General features: G+C 30.9%; 14 protein-coding genes and 2 riboswitches. Of the genes, 12 read left to right on the top strand and 2 right to left on the bottom strand.

Annotation, left to right across the window (positions count from 1 at the left end; all coding sequences use genetic code 11):
• Positions 1-111 precede the first annotated feature (111 nt).
• Complete coding sequence (locus B5D15_RS02890; protein ID WP_078695600.1) at positions 112-1,329, top strand: S1C family serine protease; 1,218 nt, start codon at positions 112-114, stop codon at positions 1,327-1,329.
• Between the two features lie 112 nt (positions 1,330-1,441).
• Positions 1,442-1,539, top strand: a riboswitch (glycine riboswitch).
• Between the two features lie 3 nt (positions 1,540-1,542).
• Positions 1,543-1,614, top strand: a riboswitch (glycine riboswitch).
• Positions 1,615-1,676: 62 nt separating this feature from the next.
• Positions 1,677-2,744, top strand: coding sequence for a TPM domain-containing protein (locus B5D15_RS02885; protein ID WP_078695599.1), 1,068 nt, complete (start codon positions 1,677-1,679; stop codon positions 2,742-2,744).
• A 47-nt stretch (positions 2,745-2,791) separates the two neighbouring features.
• On the opposite strand, the gene B5D15_RS02880 is transcribed toward B5D15_RS02885, so the two are convergent.
• Positions 2,792-4,141, bottom strand: coding sequence for an aminotransferase class V-fold PLP-dependent enzyme (locus B5D15_RS02880; protein WP_078695598.1), 1,350 nt, complete (start codon positions 4,139-4,141; stop codon positions 2,792-2,794).
• Positions 4,142-4,344: 203 nt separating this feature from the next.
• Here B5D15_RS02880 and B5D15_RS02875 point away from each other — a divergent pair, with 203 nt between their 5' ends.
• From B5D15_RS02875 to B5D15_RS02845, 7 genes are all read left to right on the top strand, one after another.
• A complete protein-coding gene (locus B5D15_RS02875) occupies positions 4,345-5,769 on the top strand; it encodes a carbon starvation CstA family protein (RefSeq protein WP_078695597.1) in 1,425 nt (474 codons plus the stop codon).
• 108 nt (positions 5,770-5,877) lie between these two features.
• Positions 5,878-7,566, top strand: a complete 1,689-nt coding sequence (locus B5D15_RS02870) for a sensor histidine kinase (RefSeq protein WP_242948678.1) — start codon at positions 5,878-5,880, stop codon at positions 7,564-7,566.
• A gap of 12 nt (positions 7,567-7,578) precedes the next feature.
• Complete coding sequence (locus B5D15_RS02865) at positions 7,579-8,283, top strand: LytR/AlgR family response regulator transcription factor (protein ID WP_078695595.1); 705 nt, start codon at positions 7,579-7,581, stop codon at positions 8,281-8,283.
• A gap of 47 nt (positions 8,284-8,330) precedes the next feature.
• On the top strand, positions 8,331-8,774 hold the full coding sequence (locus B5D15_RS02860) for a phosphate-starvation-inducible PsiE family protein (RefSeq protein ID WP_078695594.1): 444 nt from the start codon (positions 8,331-8,333) through the stop codon (positions 8,772-8,774).
• Positions 8,775-8,892: 118 nt separating this feature from the next.
• A complete protein-coding gene (locus tag B5D15_RS02855) occupies positions 8,893-10,011 on the top strand; it encodes a glycosyltransferase family 4 protein (RefSeq protein ID WP_179122173.1) in 1,119 nt (372 codons plus the stop codon).
• A gap of 1 nt (position 10,012) precedes the next feature.
• Entirely contained in the window at positions 10,013-10,726 is a 714-nt protein-coding gene (locus B5D15_RS02850; protein WP_179122172.1) for a WecB/TagA/CpsF family glycosyltransferase, read from the top strand.
• A gap of 38 nt (positions 10,727-10,764) precedes the next feature.
• On the top strand, positions 10,765-11,679 hold the full coding sequence (locus tag B5D15_RS02845) for a polysaccharide deacetylase family protein (protein ID WP_179122171.1): 915 nt from the start codon (positions 10,765-10,767) through the stop codon (positions 11,677-11,679).
• Positions 11,680-11,827: 148 nt separating this feature from the next.
• On the opposite strand, the gene B5D15_RS02840 is transcribed toward B5D15_RS02845, so the two are convergent.
• Positions 11,828-13,060: an alanyl-tRNA editing protein gene (locus tag B5D15_RS02840; protein ID WP_242948677.1), complete on the bottom strand. Its 1,233-nt coding sequence runs from the start codon at positions 13,058-13,060 to the stop codon at positions 11,828-11,830.
• A 148-nt stretch (positions 13,061-13,208) separates the two neighbouring features.
• Between B5D15_RS02840 and murJ the strand changes: the two genes are divergently transcribed.
• The 3 genes from murJ (at position 13,209) to B5D15_RS02825 (ending at position 17,400) form a co-directional block, all read left to right on the top strand.
• Positions 13,209-14,783 carry a murein biosynthesis integral membrane protein MurJ gene (gene murJ / locus B5D15_RS02835; protein WP_078695590.1) on the top strand — a complete coding sequence of 525 codons (1,575 nt, stop codon included), beginning with the start codon at positions 13,209-13,211 and terminating at the stop codon, positions 14,781-14,783.
• A gap of 193 nt (positions 14,784-14,976) precedes the next feature.
• Positions 14,977-15,984: a LacI family DNA-binding transcriptional regulator gene (locus B5D15_RS02830; protein WP_078695589.1), complete on the top strand. Its 1,008-nt coding sequence runs from the start codon at positions 14,977-14,979 to the stop codon at positions 15,982-15,984.
• Positions 15,985-16,077: 93 nt separating this feature from the next.
• Positions 16,078-17,400 (top strand): ABC transporter substrate-binding protein, encoded by a 1,323-nt coding sequence (locus B5D15_RS02825; protein ID WP_078695588.1) that lies wholly within the window; start codon positions 16,078-16,080, stop codon positions 17,398-17,400.
• Position 17,401 lies beyond the last annotated feature (1 nt).

The following is a 17,401-nucleotide window of genomic DNA, read 5'->3' as shown; positions in this document are numbered from 1 at the left end:
CATTAAAATTTAAATTTATATTATTATTTTATACAAATTTTCTTAAAAATTTATTAATAAACAAGTATTATTATATAAACAAAAGAAAAGGATATAAAGGAGGTTTTGACTATGGATGAATTACACGAAAATAAAAATGAAACTGCATTATGTATAATCGATAACAGCAGCTCAGAAAATGTATCATCAGTAAAAAAGGTAAAAAGGGCTAAAAATAAGTTTTTTATGGCTTTTATTGCAACTGCTGTTGTTAGTTCTATTATAGGAGGGCTTATCGTTGGTGCATTAGGATTTTTTGTACTTCCTAAAACTGATATGTTTAATAAATACATACAATCTAAGGTTGAAAGCAGTAAAGAAAATCAGACATACAATATAGCACCAAAGGCAACTTTAACATCAAATTTAACACAGCAGCTTACCATACCAGAAATAGCAAAAAAAGTAGGACCAGCAGTAGTTGGTATTACAACGAAGAGCTTTCAATATTTTAATAATTTTGATGTTTATGGTCAGGAAGTTGACTCTGTAGGTTCTGGTATAATTTTTTCAAGCGATGGCTATATAGTAACAAATTATCATGTTATACAGGGAGCACAGCAGGTTAAAGTTATATTTAATAATGGGAAAGAAGTAAATGCAAAGGTCGTTAATTATGACAGCGATTTTGATATTGCAGTGGTAAAGATTACTGATGATGTGAAAGTTCCTGGAGTTGCTGAATTTGGAGACTCAGATTCTATTGAAGTTGGAGAAACGGCAGTTGCAATAGGTAATCCTCTTGGTAAGGATCTTTTAGGTTCAGTTACTGCCGGCGTTATTAGTGCACTGAACAGACAGGTTGATGTAAATAATAAAAATTTAACATTTATTCAAACTGACGCTGCAATAAATCCTGGAAACAGCGGAGGAGCATTAGTAAATTCGAGAGGTCAGGTTATAGGGATAAATACAGCAAAAATTAGTGCAAACAATGTTGAAGGTATAGGCTTTGCAATTCCAATAAATATCGTTAAATCAAAAATAGATGTATTGAGTAAACCTTTAGTTAAAATAGGAATAGTATGCAGAGATATAACCAGCGATTTGGCAAAAAGATATAATCTTCCAGTAGGAGTATATGTACTTCAGGTTGAAGAATTTAGTCCAGCAGAAAGAGCAGGAATTCAAAGTGGAGATATAATAACAGAGTTTGCAGGGCAGACTGTAAAAACTACAAGCGATATAAATAAGATAAAATCAAATTATAAAGTAAACGATAATGTAAAGGTTAAGATAATAAGAGATGGAAAGAGTTTAACAGTAAATCTGAAGCTTTCAGAAAGCTGATATAGATTATATAAATAATTTTATTACTAAATATTTAATAATTTCTATTGAAAATTTATGAAGAGTGTTATAAAATTAAGATATAAGATTGAGTAAAAATTAACAAAGTCGGATGATATTAGCGAGAGATACCCTTGGGTAGCCGAAGAAGCAATTTTACATCAGCCAAATGTAAAGGAATCTTTCAGGCAAATATATCGCTAATGGACGAGGCTCTGGAAAGACCGCTATTGGCACCGTAGGAGCAATACAGCGATGTAGAAACTCTCAGGTAAAAAAACAGAGGCATATAAAGGCTGATTAAGACTTTATATGTCTCTTTTTATTTTGTTGAAAGGAGAGATGAAATGAGCAATAAAGTTTTTAATATAGTTATTATTTTAACAATTTTATTTATAATTATATCCTATACTACATCTAAAGAATTTTCAAAACTGCCCCTAAGGCCAGATAATTATTTTGTAGTCGACAGAGCTGATATAATAAGCAGCGAGATGCAAAATAAGCTTGAAAACAATTTAAAATTATTTAAAAAAACAACAGGAACAAATTTATATATTGTAACAGTTGAAAGTCTTTTTGGATATAACGATAAGTATTATGCCCAAAAACTTATAGAAAATTGGGGAAATAAAGATTATGTAATACTTTTATTTTCAAAAGATGATAGTAGGAGCGTTGTTATAAATGATTTGCTTAATTTAAGAGATGATTTTAATATAAATTATGGTACATATGTTAAAAGTGCTGGCTATGAATATGCAGCTTTAAAAATTTATAATAATTATATGGATTTACTATGTGGTAATTTTAAAATAAATAATTATTATTCAATAAACCAATTAAAGGATATAAAGGAAAACAAAGATAATTATAAACTTTATGGAGTTACTATCAGTACAATATTGATGATTATATCCTTAGCTTTTTTCTATAACAGAGATTCAATACGTCAAAGAAAAAAAATAGAAAAAAAGAATTATCACATCGAAAGGAAAGAAGCATTAAAAAAACTAAAAAATTATCTTAAGAAAGATTTAATAATATTATTTATTTGCTTAATTTTTATTGTTTTTTATGGATTATATTTATATGATATCAGTAAAGTATTTGTTTTCTTTATATTTACTATAGTTTTCAGCACTGCATTGTATCCTCTTTTTAAAGATATACACAGCCTTATATTTGATATTAATGAAGTCCAGATAATACAGGTTGAGGGAATAGTAGATGAGATTTTTAAGACTCATTTTAAATATTACTTTATTATAAGAGATTTTCAGGGAAATAAGATGATAGTAACATCTGATGAAAAGTTTGCAGATTTAAACAACTATATTTCTGCAAACTGTACAAAAAGAACGCGATATGCAATGGACATAGATATTTTATTTAATAATATAGTTTTAAATTAAAGGGAAGCCTATAATACTGAAATAATTACAGTATATAGGCTTAATTATTAGTTTATTTTTTTAAAATTGCTTTCAGGACAATATCTTTGAATATAATCTTCTTTATTTTGGGATATTTTTTTGAGCATTTCAATAAGCACATCCACCTCTTCGGTTGTATTGTACAAGCCAAAGCTTATACGAACCATTCCAGGGCGAGGGCTTTGGGGGTATTTTATATAACTTTTTATCTGTTTCTCTGACAGCTTAAGTATTTTTTGCACATAAGGATGAGCACAAAAGCAGCCGCTCCTTACTGAAATCCCTGCTTCGCAGGATAGTATTGATGCTAAAGTATCATGGGGTATATCTTTAATATTAAAGGGTATGATTCCTATTCTATCGCTTATGTTTTGGGTATCACAGTAGATTTCAATGTCTTTTATTTCCCTGAGATTATCAATAGTATATTTTAAAAGCTTTTTTTCATGCTCTTCTATATTTTCCATTCCTATTGAATTTAAAGTTTTAATAGCTGCTATAAGCGCGACTACTCCCATAATATTTGGAGTACCTGCTTCATCTTTTTCAGGAGGGTCATCATATATTACTGTATTTTTTGTTACTATTTTTACTACTCCCCCTCCTTTGTATTCCGGTTCTCCATTTTCAAAAAATTCCTTAGGTCCAATTAAAACACCAATTCCAAAAGGGGAATACATCTTATGTGATGAAAAAGCAAGAAAGTCAATGTGATTTATTGAATAGGGGTTACCCATACTTATTTTTCTGTGGGATATAAGCTGTGCGGCATCAACAAGTATTTTAGCGTTATATTTATGAGCTATCTGTGCAGCCTTATAAATAGGGTTAACATATCCTGTAACATTTGAAGCTCCAGAAATAGTAACGAGTTTAACTTCTCCATTATATTTTCTTAATTTTTTCTCCATATCCTTTAAAGATAATCTTCCAGTGTTGTCAACGTCTATATAGTCAACTTTAAACTTATCTCTCCAGGGAAGGTCATTTGAATGATGCTCCATTGAGGTGGAAAGAATAACGCATCTTTTATTTTTAGTATACATCCTATAAGAAATTTTGTTTATTGCTTCAGTTGTATTTTTTAAATATACGGCAGTATAGTAATAGGGATCTGCTCCAACAAAATTGAGAACTTCATTCCTTGAATCATCGTAAAAATCTGAAGAAATCTTTGATTTATATCCTGTTCCTCTATGAATTGATGAATACCATGGGGCAAAATTGTTAATTTCCTGTATTACTGAAACAAAAGGAGGGGTTGTTGCGGCATTGTCAAAGTTTATAGCTGCAACAAGTTTTTTATTTGAAAGAGGTACTTTTGTATTTATACCAACTATTAATTCTCTGTAGTTATTTTCACTATCATTTTCCATAATTTCCTCCCAAAAAGTAATCTATAATATTTTATTCTTAAAAATAAAGATTGTTACAGGTTAAAAAATATATTGAAAAATGAATTTTATATCGCATTTTGTGTATTTTGTGCATGAATTTTGTTATTTCGTGTATATTTTATGCAGAAAAAATGTTTTATTTATTATAATTACAGTAGAAAAATTAAGGAGGGGGTATCATTATGATATCATTTTTTCTTGCTATTGCAGCACTTATAGTTGGTTATTTAGTATACGGCAAAATAGTTGATAGTGCATTTGGAGCAGATGATTCAATTAAGACTCCAGCTATCAGACTTGAAGATGGTGTTGACTATATTCAACTTCCACGATGGAAAATATTTATGATTCAGTTCTTAAATATTGCAGGTCTTGGACCAATATTCGGAGCGATTTCAGGTGCTCTTTGGGGACCAGCAGCTTTCCTATGGATTGTTTTCGGTTCAATATTTGCAGGTGGAGTTCATGATTACTTCTCAGGTATGCTTTCAGTGAGACATGATGGAGCAAGTATTCCTGAAGTTGTTGGAAAGTATCTTGGCTCTGGTGTTAAAAACTTTATGAGAGCTTTTTCAGTTGTTGTTCTTGTTCTCGTAGGTGTAGTTTTTATAACAGGACCAGCACAGCTTTTAGCAGGTTTAACGCCTGATACATTAACTAAAGGTTTTTGGATATATGCTATATTTGCATATTATGTACTTGCAACTATGCTTCCAATTGACCAGCTTATAGGAAGGATATACCCATTGTTTGGTATAGCACTACTTATAATGGCTATTGGAGTAGGCGGAGGAATAGTTTTTGGAGGATACAAGATACCAGAAATAGCATTAACTAATATGCATCCAAAGAATCTTCCAATATGGCCTTTAATGTTTATAACTATTGCCTGCGGTGCTATATCAGGATTCCATTCAACACAGTCACCTCTTATGGCAAGATGTATAGGCAAGGAATCAGATGGTAGAAAGATATTCTACGGCGCTATGATTGCAGAGGGTATAATAGCTCTTATTTGGGCAGCAGCAGCTATGGCTTTCTTTGGAGGAACAGGAGAGCTTGGAAAGCAGATGGCAGCTCATGGAGGAGCAGCTTGGGTTGTAAGCACTATTTCAAATTCACTTCTTGGTAAAATTGGTGGAGCACTTGCAATACTTGGAGTTGTAGCATGCCCTATAACATCAGGGGATACAGCATTCAGAAGTGCAAGACTTACAATAGCTGACTTTTTAAACTTAAAACAAGGACCAATCAAAAATAGATTGATGATAAGTATTCCTTTATTCGTAATTGGATTTGTATTAACAAAGATAGATTTTAATGTAGTGTGGAGATATTTTGCATGGTCAAACCAGACTCTTGCTATGATAGTTCTTTGGGCTGCAGCTATGTATCTATCATTAAAAGATAAGATACATTGGATTGCAACAGTTCCAGCAACATTTATGACAGCTGTTTCAGTAACATATATACTCGTTGCTCCAGAAGGATTTAAGCTTTCAAAAACTATTGCTTATCCTGTAGGTATAGCAGCTGCAGTTATACTTCTTTCTTTCTTCTTATTTACTGCAAATAAAAAGAAAGCATCAGTAAACCAGGCTGTATAATTAAAGACAAATAAGCCTGATAGATTAATATCTATCGGGCTTATTTTATAAATTGACGCTATATATTGTTAAATATTTTTGATATAATGTTTAAAAAAGTGAAATGGTGTGATAGCAGTGACATCTCTTTTAAGAAATCTTGCTAATAATTTATCTTATATTGTTGTAATTGCCTTTTTTATATCAAATCTCGGATTTATTAAAAGAATAATAGTTAAGAAGGAATTAAACTATAAAGAAATTGTTATATTATCAATATTATTTGGAGGGTTTGGAATACTTGGAACCTATACAGGTACTGAAATAGATGGTGCTATTGCAAACACAAGACTTATTGGCGTAATGACTGGAGGAATACTCTGCGGACCTTATGTTGGAATTTTCGCAGGACTGATTGCAGGTGTTCATAGATTAGCAGTTCCCTTTGGCAGTTTTACTGCTATTCCCTGTGCAATTGCAACTATTTTAGGAGGAGCCTTTTCATCAGTTATATATAAATATTCTAATGAAAAAAACAAATGGTTCTATGGCCTTTTAGGCGGAATAATTATGGAAAGCATAGAAATGCTTTTAATTTTACTTTTATCAAAACCCTATCCAGCAGCTTTAAAAATAATAAAAACTATTTACATTCCTATGGGATTTACTAATGGAATTGGTATAAGTTTATTAATAGTAATGATACAGAGTATATTTGAAAAAGAGGAAGAGGTAGCAGCAAGGCAGGCCCATATAGCTCTTGAAATTGCAAATAAGACTCTTCCATATTTTAGAGAAATCAATGGCAACTCTTTAAAAAAAATATGTGAAATAATAAAAGAATATACTAAAGCTGATGCTGTATCTATTACTGACACTGCTCAAATACTTGCCCATGTCGGATTAGGAGAAGATCATCATATACCAGGACAAAATCTTTTAACTGAAGCCACAGAAAATGTTTTAAAGGATGGTAATTTACTTTGCCTTAATCATAAATCAGAAATTAAATGTAAAGCACCTGACTGTCCATTAAAATCAGCAATTATAGCGCCTATTACTGAGGGGGAAGAGGTAGTTGGAACATTAAAAATATATTATGCTAAAGAAAACGCTATTTCTTTTAGCAATAAAACATTAGCCTTAGGATTATCCCATATAATCTCTACTCAGTTTGAGATAAGCAAAATTGAGCAGTTTAAGGAGCTTGCTGCAAAAGCTGAAATAAAAGCTCTTCAAAGGCAGATAAATCCTCACTTCTTATTTAATGCACTAAATACAATAGTTTCTTTTATGCGGTTTGATACCGCAAAAGCAAGAGAGCTTATAATAAATCTATCAACCTATTTAAGATTTAATCTTGAATCGGGGAATGAAATGGTAAGTTTAAGCAAAGAACTTGAGCAGGTTAAAGCTTATGTTGAAATAGAAAAGGCAAGATTTGGGGATAGACTTAATATTATATACGATATTGAAGATTGTCATGATATAAAAGTTCCTTCATTAATAATACAACCACTCGTTGAAAACTCAATAAAACATGGAATACTTGAGGGGAAAGGCTTTGGAAAAGTTAAAATATCTATTAAAAAAATTGAAAATGGAAAATATAAAATAAGCGTAGAAGATGATGGAATTGGGATAAATGAAGATATAATAAAACTTGTTTATGAAGGTAAAATGAAAGAAAATAAAATAGGAATAAGCAATGTTGACAGCAGATTAAAATACCTATATGGCAAAGGTCTCATAATTGAAAGATTACAGCAGGGAACAAGAGTAAGTTTTGAAGTTAATGAAAAAAATAATATAGAATAGGGAAGTGGGTTTATGAACTGCATTATTGTTGATGATGAATATCCCGCAAGACAGGAACTTGCATATTTTATAAACAATTTCAGCAGTCTTAACATAATAGGTGAATTTGATGACTCTATAAAGGCTCTTGAATTTATTAAAAGCAATAGACCTGATGTGGTTTTTCTTGATATAAATATGCCAAAACTAAACGGTATAAGCCTTGGAGAGATAATAAATGCTTTTGAAATTAAGCCAATAATAATTTTTGTTACTGCCTATAGGGACTATGCTGTTGATGCCTTCGAAATACAGGCTTTTGATTATATATTAAAGCCCTATTCAGAGACAAGAATAGTTTCTACTTTATCAAAAATTGAAAATGCTCTTAATAAAAACATAATCAGCGATAAGATAACTCTTTGGAAAGACGAAAAGATGATGGTTGTTAATGTTAACGATATTTGTTACTGTGAAGCTCATGAAAGGGAAGTTCATGTATATACAAAAAAAGATAAATATATAGTTGTATCAAGTATTTCAGAGTTTTCTAAGAAACTTCCGGAAAAAAATTTTTTTAGATGCCACAGGTCTTATATTGTTAATATTAATAAAATTACAGAGATAATACCTTGGTTTAACAACACCTATGTTTTAAAAGTTGAAGGTATTGAAAATCATATACCAGTCAGCAGAAATAATATTACAAGATTTAAAAATATAATGAATATATTATAACTAATACTACTAAATATTTTTCCATTTTAATTAAGGGGGAGAGGTTTATGATTAAAATAATTGAAAAATTTGAAAAAGCAGCAACGACAGTATTAATAATCATGCTGCTCATTGTAATTACTGTGTCCATAATAGAGCTTAGCGTGGTTATTGGCAAAACTTTAATTGCTCCGCCTATTTTTTTAATTGACATAAATAAGCTTCTTGACATTTTTGGGTTCTTTATGCTAATTGTTGTTGGTATTGAGCTTATTGAAACTATGAAAGTTTATTATACAGAAAAGTCATTTAAAATTGTAGAAACAGTAATAATGGCAGCGATAATTGCAGTTGCAAGGAAAATAATAATATTAGATATGAAAGGCTTAAGCAGCATGACATTAATAGGTATTGCTTTAATACTGATTGCACTATGTATAGGATATTATATACTAAGAAAAAGCGGCTGCAATGAAAGCGAAAAAGATGAAAAAAATAAAGATAATCAATAATAAAGATATATTAGGAACAGATAGATTAATACTACCTGTTCCTAAATTTTTTATGTATAATTAATCTGAGAATAATAAAAGATAAGTTTTTATAATTAGCTTAGGAGAGATGTGTGTAATGGTTGTTTTGCATATAATAAGCGGTGGGGAAGTAGGAGGCTCTAAAAATCATCTTTTGTCTATTGTTAAAAATATGGATGAAAGTAAAATTAAAAACATAGTAATATGTTTTATAAAGGGGAGTCTTTATGAAGAGGCTGTTAAAATAGGTATAGACATTAGGCTGATTGAGCAAAATAAAAGGTTTGATTTGAGTATTTTAAAGGATATACAAAAAATATGTATTAGAGAAAAGGTAGATATTATAAACTGTCATGGTGGAAGAGCAAATTTTATAGGGTATTTTTTAATGAAAAAGTATGCTGCAAAGTATGTTACAACAATTCACAGCGATTATAAAGATGATTATAGAGGCAATTTTTATAAGACACTTATTTACAGCAATATAAATAGGTTTGTTCTAAGATCCTTCAACTACTACATAACAGTATCTGAGGATTTTAAAGGCATGCTTATTAAAAGGGGATTTAATAAAGAAAAAATATTTGTAGTTTATAATGGAATAGACTTTAATAAACCTATTCCTGAGCTAAATAGAGATGATATTATTAGAAAATATAATATTCCTTTTTCAAGTCATTATGTTACAATGGTGGCAAGACTTCATCCAGTTAAGGGCCATAAGGTTTTTTTAAAGGCATGCAGTTTGGTTTTAAAGAGTTTTAAGGATGTTGTTTTTATACTTGTTGGTGATGGAAATATAAAAGAAGAACTTATACAATATGCAAAGGAGCTTGGAATTTTTGATAAAATAATCTTTGCAGGTTTCCAAAAACCTGATGAATTTATATATATATCTGATTTTACTGTGCTTGCATCTTATTCAGAAAGCTTTCCTCTTTCAATACTCGAATCTGCACTTTATAAGAAAACCGTTATATCAACTGATGTAGGAGGAATTTCAAAGCTTATTGAAGATAGAGTAAATGGATATCTTATAAAGATTGGTGATTATGAAACTCTTTCTATGAAAATTCTTTCTCTATTAAATGATAAAGAAGAATCTCAAAATTATGGTAATAAACTTTATTATAAGGCTTCACAGAATTTTTCTATTGAAAAACTTTGCAATAAATATGAAGAAATTTACTTAAGCATGATAAATGGAGGACTTTAAAATGATAAAAGAGAAGTATCTTGGAGTTGAAGTTTGCTGTGTTAATCAAAAATCTGTACTTTGTGAGGTTGAAAATATTGTTGAAAAAAGAAAGCCATCCTTTATTGTAGCGATTAATCCTGAAAAAATAATGAAGGCACAAAAAGATACTGACCTTTTAAATCTTTTAAACAGTGCGGATATTCAAATTCCAGATGGAATAGGGGTAGTTATAGCTTCAAGGTTAAAAGGGGGAAATATAAGAAACAGGGTTACAGGTATAGATTTAATGCAGAATATCTGTAAAAAATCATCAGAAAAGGGATACAGCATATTTCTTCTCGGAGCAAAAATAGGAGTTGCAGAGAAGGCTTCTAAAATATTAATGGAAAAATATAATGGAATAAAAATAGTTGGTGTTAGAGACGGTTATTTTAAGAATGAAGATGAAGTAGTTGAAGAAATTAAAAGGGTAAAACCTGATATACTCTTTGTTGCAATGGGCAGCCCTAAGCAGGAATATTGGATTAAAAAAAATATTGACAATCTTTCCGTACCTTTATGTATGGGAATTGGAGGAAGCCTCGATGTAATATGCGGCAACATAAAAAGAGCACCGAAATGGATGTGTTCTTTAGGATTGGAGTGGCTTTACAGACTTATTAAAGAGCCCTGGCGTTTTAAAAGGATGACTGTTCTTCCAGTGTTTTTATTTAAAGTTATCAGGGAAAGGTAATGTATATGAAAAAAATTATCTTTTTTATAATATTGATAATGAGTTTATGGTATATGACAGTACCTGCAAAAATAGAAATGATAGATGATAGCAGCTGCAAAGAAATAAAAAAAAATACACAAAATATAAATAAGCCTAAGGAGAATAAAAATAAAATATACTATAAAGATAAGGCGGTTGTTTTAACCTATCACCATATAAGTCAAAATCCTTTTACTCTTATAACGATAAAGTCTGAAAGATTTGAAAAAGATGTAAAGATGCTGATAAAAGAAGGGTTTAATGTAGTTAGCATAGAGCAGCTTATAAACGCAATGCAGGGTAAAGATGTTCTCCCTCCTAACGCTGTTGTTATAACCTTTGATGATGGACTTGAAAGCTTTTATAAATATGCTTTCCCTGTACTTAAAAAATATAGTGTTCCTGCACTAATGTCAATTATAACTTCAAGAACGGAAAATTATAAATCCTTTAAAGAAGATATAAGACCTTTAAACTCTGTAGAGATTAAAGAAATGTATGAAAGCGGTCTTGTTGATATAGCTTCCCATACCCACAGCAGCCATGATTTTATATATATAAATTCCAAACTAAAGAAGGGAGGAAAACTTGCATTTAAAATATATGATATTGAAACAAAAAAGATTGAGACAGATGAAGAATATATAAAACGTGTAACTGAAGATTTAAATACATCGAAGGAAATAATATATAAATATATAGGAAAGTATCCTGATATACTTTGTTTTCCCTTTGGACATTATGGAAAAAGGTCTATAGACGCAGCTAAAAGCTGCGGTTTTAAATATTTTATTACTACGCAGTATGGCTGTAACACATATAATTCCAAGTCAATTATAATAAATAGAATCAGAGCAGGTGATAATAACTTAACATCTGAAAAGCTTAAGGATAACATAATAAAGTGTGCAAAAACAGTAAAAAAAGATTGAAGCCTGATTGTAGATATGCCGCCTATGAATCTGCTATCATAGGCGGTATAAACATCAATTAAAAAATTATAAAAAATTATAGCAGTTTTCTTCTCCAATGCTACCATTTTTATATGGATATATAGCTTTGCTTTTGCTTTATACTATATTATGATTTATTTTTTAATAGGGTTGATATTGTTAGATGAATAAATTTATGGAAAGCTATCATATCATCTATATTATTGAATCCTGCCTGTGCCTGCCTTTCTCCTCCACCGCCCTTACCATTATAATTTTTAAGGTTTTCTTTAAATAATAGGCCGCAGTTTATGGAAAAACCTTCACTGCTGCAAAATAAAATTCTTTTATCTAATTTAGTTGAAAATATAATTATGTAATTTCCTCTTTGAAGTAAATTTTTTGCAATTCTTTGAATTTCATCAAAATCTTTATCATCATAGACTTTTGTAATTATAATATCTTTTGTACTTTCTAAAATATTTGATACTTCAAAGTTAATCAGTATTTCTTTAAGATTTTTAATATCAGCTGATAGTTTTTGAATCTGCTGTTCTTTTAATTTAAGTCTTTCTATAATTTCCCTTTCATCAGTTGACAGCATATTATTTAATGTTGATATTATCTGATGCTTGTTTTGAAAATCATTAAAGGCACGCTTGCCGCATTTAAAGTATATTCTATTCATTCCTTTGTATTTTTCAGATTTTAAGATTTTAACTATTCCAATTTCTCCTGTACTTTTTACATGAGTACCGCAGCATGGAGTACAGTCAGTATCTTCAATTTCAACAATTCTAATATTTTCTTTATTTGGAGGCAGTCTTCTTAAAGGGTGGGATAGTGCTTCATCATGATTTACAAAATAAGTTTTAATCTCATGATTTTTATATATATTTTCATTAACACAATTTTCAACTTCAATCAGCATTTCATCAGATATTTCAGGAAGGGCTATATCAATTGTTACGTATTCCTCACCGAGATGGAATCCTGCAGTTCTTCCATTGTACAGCTTGTAAAAAAATGATGATAAAATATGCTGCCCCGAATGCTGCTGCATATAATCAAAACGCCTACTAAAGTCTATTGAACATTTAACATATTTTTTATCAGGTATTTTTTTAAGTATATGATATATAATTCCATTTTCTTCTAACAAATCTAAAACTTCTATTCCATCTATTAATCCTTTATCTGAAGGCTGACCTCCGCCTTCAGGGTAAAAGGCTGTTTCTGAAAGTACAACAAAATATTTATCATCTTTTTTTTCAATGCTTTCTATTTTTGTTTCCCAAGATGATATATATTGATTTTCGTAAAAAAGTTTAATCATCTTATCATCTCCTGTAGTTATATAATCATGTATATTTTCTATCAAAAATAATAAATAATCAATACCTTGGTGATTATTAGACAGAATATATTTTTGTTTATAAAATATTAATAATAATTGTAGATTAAAGGAATGACATGCTTTTTAATTTGAGGTATAATTTATATGAATTTTGCTTGAAAGGAAGAAGATTATGACAAAGAATAAGGGAGAAAACATACAAAGAGCAACTATAATAGTTATGCTTGCACTTTTTTTAAGCAGAATACTTGGATTTGTAAGAGAAATGATTGTAGCAAGAGTATATGGGCGAAATTATATAACAGATTCTTTTATAGCGGCTTTTACAATACCAGATGTTATGTTCTATCTTCTTGTTGGCGGTGCATTAAGCTCTGGATTTATGCCTGTATTTAACTCATATATTGCAAAGGATGATGAGGATGGAGCATGGAAATCTGCAAATACTTTTATAACTGTTGCAATAATATTCATATTGATTTTTAATGTTCTTGGAATAACCTTTGCAAAATATCTTGTACCTATTGTTGCAAGCGGTCTTGCAAAAAATAAAGATGCCCTTATCCTGACAACTAAACTTACAAGAATAATGTTTTCAGCAGTTACTTTTACTGTGCTTGCGGGGCTTACAAGAGGAGTTTTAAATTCCTATAAAATTTTTACATCCCCATCTATAGGGCCGGTATTATATAATGTAGGAATGATTTTAGGTGCGCTTTTGCTTGGGAAAAAACTTGGTATATATGGTATATCAATAGGAGTTGTAGTTGGTGCAATAATGAATTTTGCTGTACAAGTCCCTGATTTTAAAAGGGTAGGGAAAAGATTTAAATTAGAGCTCGACACACAAAACGAAGGGTATAAAAGGATGCTTCGTCTTATGGTACCAGCGATTATAGGCCTTTCAATATCGCAGGTAAACCTTGTGGTAAATCAAAATATTGCATCAGTTCTTGATGAAGGAAGTATAACAGCCTTAAGATATGCAAACAGAATAATGCTTCTGCCCCTTGGAATATTCGCAATGGGTATCGCAACTACAATATTTCCTGTTTTAAATACACAGGTTGCAAGAGGGGAATACAGTGAATTTAAGGATACTTTATCCCTTGGATTCAGGACAGTAATGTTTATTACAATACCATCCACTATTGGAATGATTGTTTTAAATACCCCAATCGTAAGGCTTTTATTTAGAACCGGAAGATTTACAGAATCTGATGTAAAGGTTACAGCCTTTGCATTGACCTTTTACAGTCTTGCGGTTGTAGGGCAGTCTGCTGTACAGATTATAACAAGAGGATTTTATTCAATACAGGACACAAAAACGCCAGTTAAAATAGGAGCCCTAACTGTAATAATAAATATAGTTTTAAACCTGATATTCGTTCGATCCAGCACTCTTGCAATTGGAGGTATTGCCCTTTCCTATTCGATTACAAGCTTTATAAACATGATATTATTATATAAAAAGCTTAGTGAAAAGATGCATGGACTTAGAATAAATGAGGATTTAAAATCATCAATTAAATCATCAATAGCATCTTTTATTATGGGAGGAGCTGCTTTTATAATTTCCCGGGTAATTGAATCAAAATTAGGAATAGATTCGAAGATGGTTCAAATTGTTGATGTAGGGGCATCGGTTGCGGCAGCTATAATTATATATTTTGCAGCAGCATATGTTTTAAAGATGCCAGAGATGGATTATGTGATAGGAACAATAAAAAAGAAGATAAGAAGATAAAATTTATATTTTAACTCTATGTATAAATAAGAAGCCAAAGGAATTCTTATTTATACATAGAGTTTTTTGTTAAATTTTCAAATATAAATATTACAAAAAATTTTCATATAATTTTGAAAAATATTTGCAACTTTTTAGATGATATATTATAATTATTTATGAAAGGGCTTACATTAGAAATAAGGTGACGATTATGACTAAAGAAAATGTAAATATATATGACATAGCTAAAGAAGCAGGTGTATCAATAGCGACAGTATCCCGTGCTATGAATAATCCAGAAAAGTTAAGAAAAGAGACAAAAGAAAAGATTGAAAAGGCTATGAAAAAGCTAAGCTATACTCCTAATGCTCTTGCCCAGAGCCTTGTTTCTAAAAGTACAAGAACTTTAGGTGTTATTATTGCAAATATAAACAATCCTTTTTATGGTGAAATGGTAAGAGCGATTGAGGATAGAGCCTCTGATAAAGGTTATACTATTCTTTTGGGGAATACTGATAATAAATTTGAAGAAGAAGAAAAGTATATAGATATATTCTTAAAAAAGCAGGTTGATGGGATAATATTTGCTGGTGGAAGAAGAATAAGCGAAAAATATAATAGACATCTTATAAAAGTAGCTGAAAATATTCCAGTCGTTTTGACTAATCATATTCTTCAAAACAAAAACATATATTGTGTTCTTTCAGATGAGGCAAAAGGTACAGAATTACTTATGAATTATCTTATTGAGAAAGGTCACAGAGAAATAGCATATATAAACGGTTATGCTGATTCCTATGCAAGTATTATAAAAAAGGAAAACTACTTAAAGATTTTGAGCAAGAATTCAATACCTATAGTTGATGAACTTATTATTGATTCGCCCTCCGATGATATGAGGGGAGGATATAGGGCATGCGAAATTCTTCTTGAAAGAGGAAAGTTTACAGCACTTTTTGCTGCAAATGATCTTATGGCAATAGGTGCTATAAGATGCCTTACTGCAAGGGGATATAATGTTCCTTCTGATATAGCAGTTGCAGGATATGATGATATTGATTTATGCAATTATGTTTCACCTTCATTAACAAGCGTAACGCAAAATATTAGTGAGCTTGGAAGTATAGCTGTAGATATTATGACAGATGTTCTTGAATGCAAGGAAGCAGGCAGACTTATATTTATAGAGCCTAAACTTGTAGTAAGACAGTCTGCTTAATTTTTTATGCTGAATGAAAGCGCTTACATTTAAAATAATAACTGCTTAAAGCGGTTATTATATATAAATATTTTAAAGGGGGATTTTAAAAAAATGAAAAAGAGAATGCTATCAATTTTACTTGTTATGGTTCTTGCAGTATCACTTCTTGCAGGCTGTGGCAAGAAAGAAACTTCATCAAATCAAGAACAGCAGCAACAGCCACAGGCCCCAGCAGAAAAGACTGGTAAAATTACAATCTGGGCATGGGATCCAAACTTTAACATAGCTATAATGAATGAAGCTAAGGAAAGATATCAAAAGGAAAATCCAAAGGTTGAATTTGAAATAGTTGAAATGGCAAAGGCAGATGTAGAACAAAAGCTTCATACAATGCTTCAGTCAGGAGTTAAAGATGGTCTTCCAGATATAGTTTTGATTGAAGATTATAACGCTCAAAAATATCTGCAGTCATATCCAGGAGCATTTGCAGATTTAACTGGTAAAATTGACCACAGTAAATTTGCAAATTATAAAGTAAGCCTAATGACATTAGATGGAAAAGTTTATGGTGTTCCCTTTGATTCAGGCGTAAGCGGGTTCTTCTATAGAACTGACTATCTTGCACAGGCGGGATACAAACCAGAGGATCTTAATAACATAACATGGGATAAGTTTATAGAAATAGGTAAGAAAGTTAAGGCTAAGACAGGAAAAGCTATGCTTGGATTTGGTCTTGATGACGGCGGACTTATGAGAATAATGCTCCAATCAGCAGGTCAATGGTATTTTGATAAGGATGGAAATGTTACCGTAGCAAATAATGAAGCTTTAAAGGAAGCAGTTGCTACATACAAGAAAATAGTTGACGCAGGAATAATAAAGAAGACAAGCGGCTGGAACGAATGGGTTGCAGCATTTAATAAAGGTGATACAGCATCCGTTGTAACAGGTGTTTGGATAGTAGGTTCAGTTAAGGCAGAAGCAAGCCAGTCAGGTAAATGGGCAGTTGCCCCAACACCAAAATTAAACGTTTCAGGTTCAGTTAATGCTTCAAACCTTGGAGGTTCAAGCTGGTACGTTCTTGAAAACGGAAAGAGCAAAGATATAGCAATCGACTTTTTAAACAAGATTTACGCAGGAGATAATGATTTCTATCAGAAGATACTTGTTGACAGAGGAGCAGTTGGAACATATATGCCAGCACAGGGAGGAGAAGCATATTCTAAGGAAGATGCATTCTTTGGAAATCAGAAGGTTTATACAGACTTTTCAGGATGGATTGGAAATATTCCAGCTGTAAATTATGGCCTTTATACTTATGAAGCAGATGCAGCTATAATGGCTGTTATGCCCGATGTATATTCAGGAAAACTTACAGTTGATGCAGCATTAAAGAAAGCAGAAGATCAGCTTAAAAATCAGATAGGCAAATAAA

The organism is Caloramator quimbayensis (assembly GCF_900167605.1).
In the GTDB taxonomy this organism is placed as follows: domain Bacteria; phylum Bacillota; class Clostridia; order Clostridiales; family Caloramatoraceae; genus Caloramator_B; species Caloramator_B quimbayensis.
The sequence above is the reverse complement of the archived record's forward strand: the minus strand, read 5'-3'. Positions and strand labels throughout refer to the sequence as shown.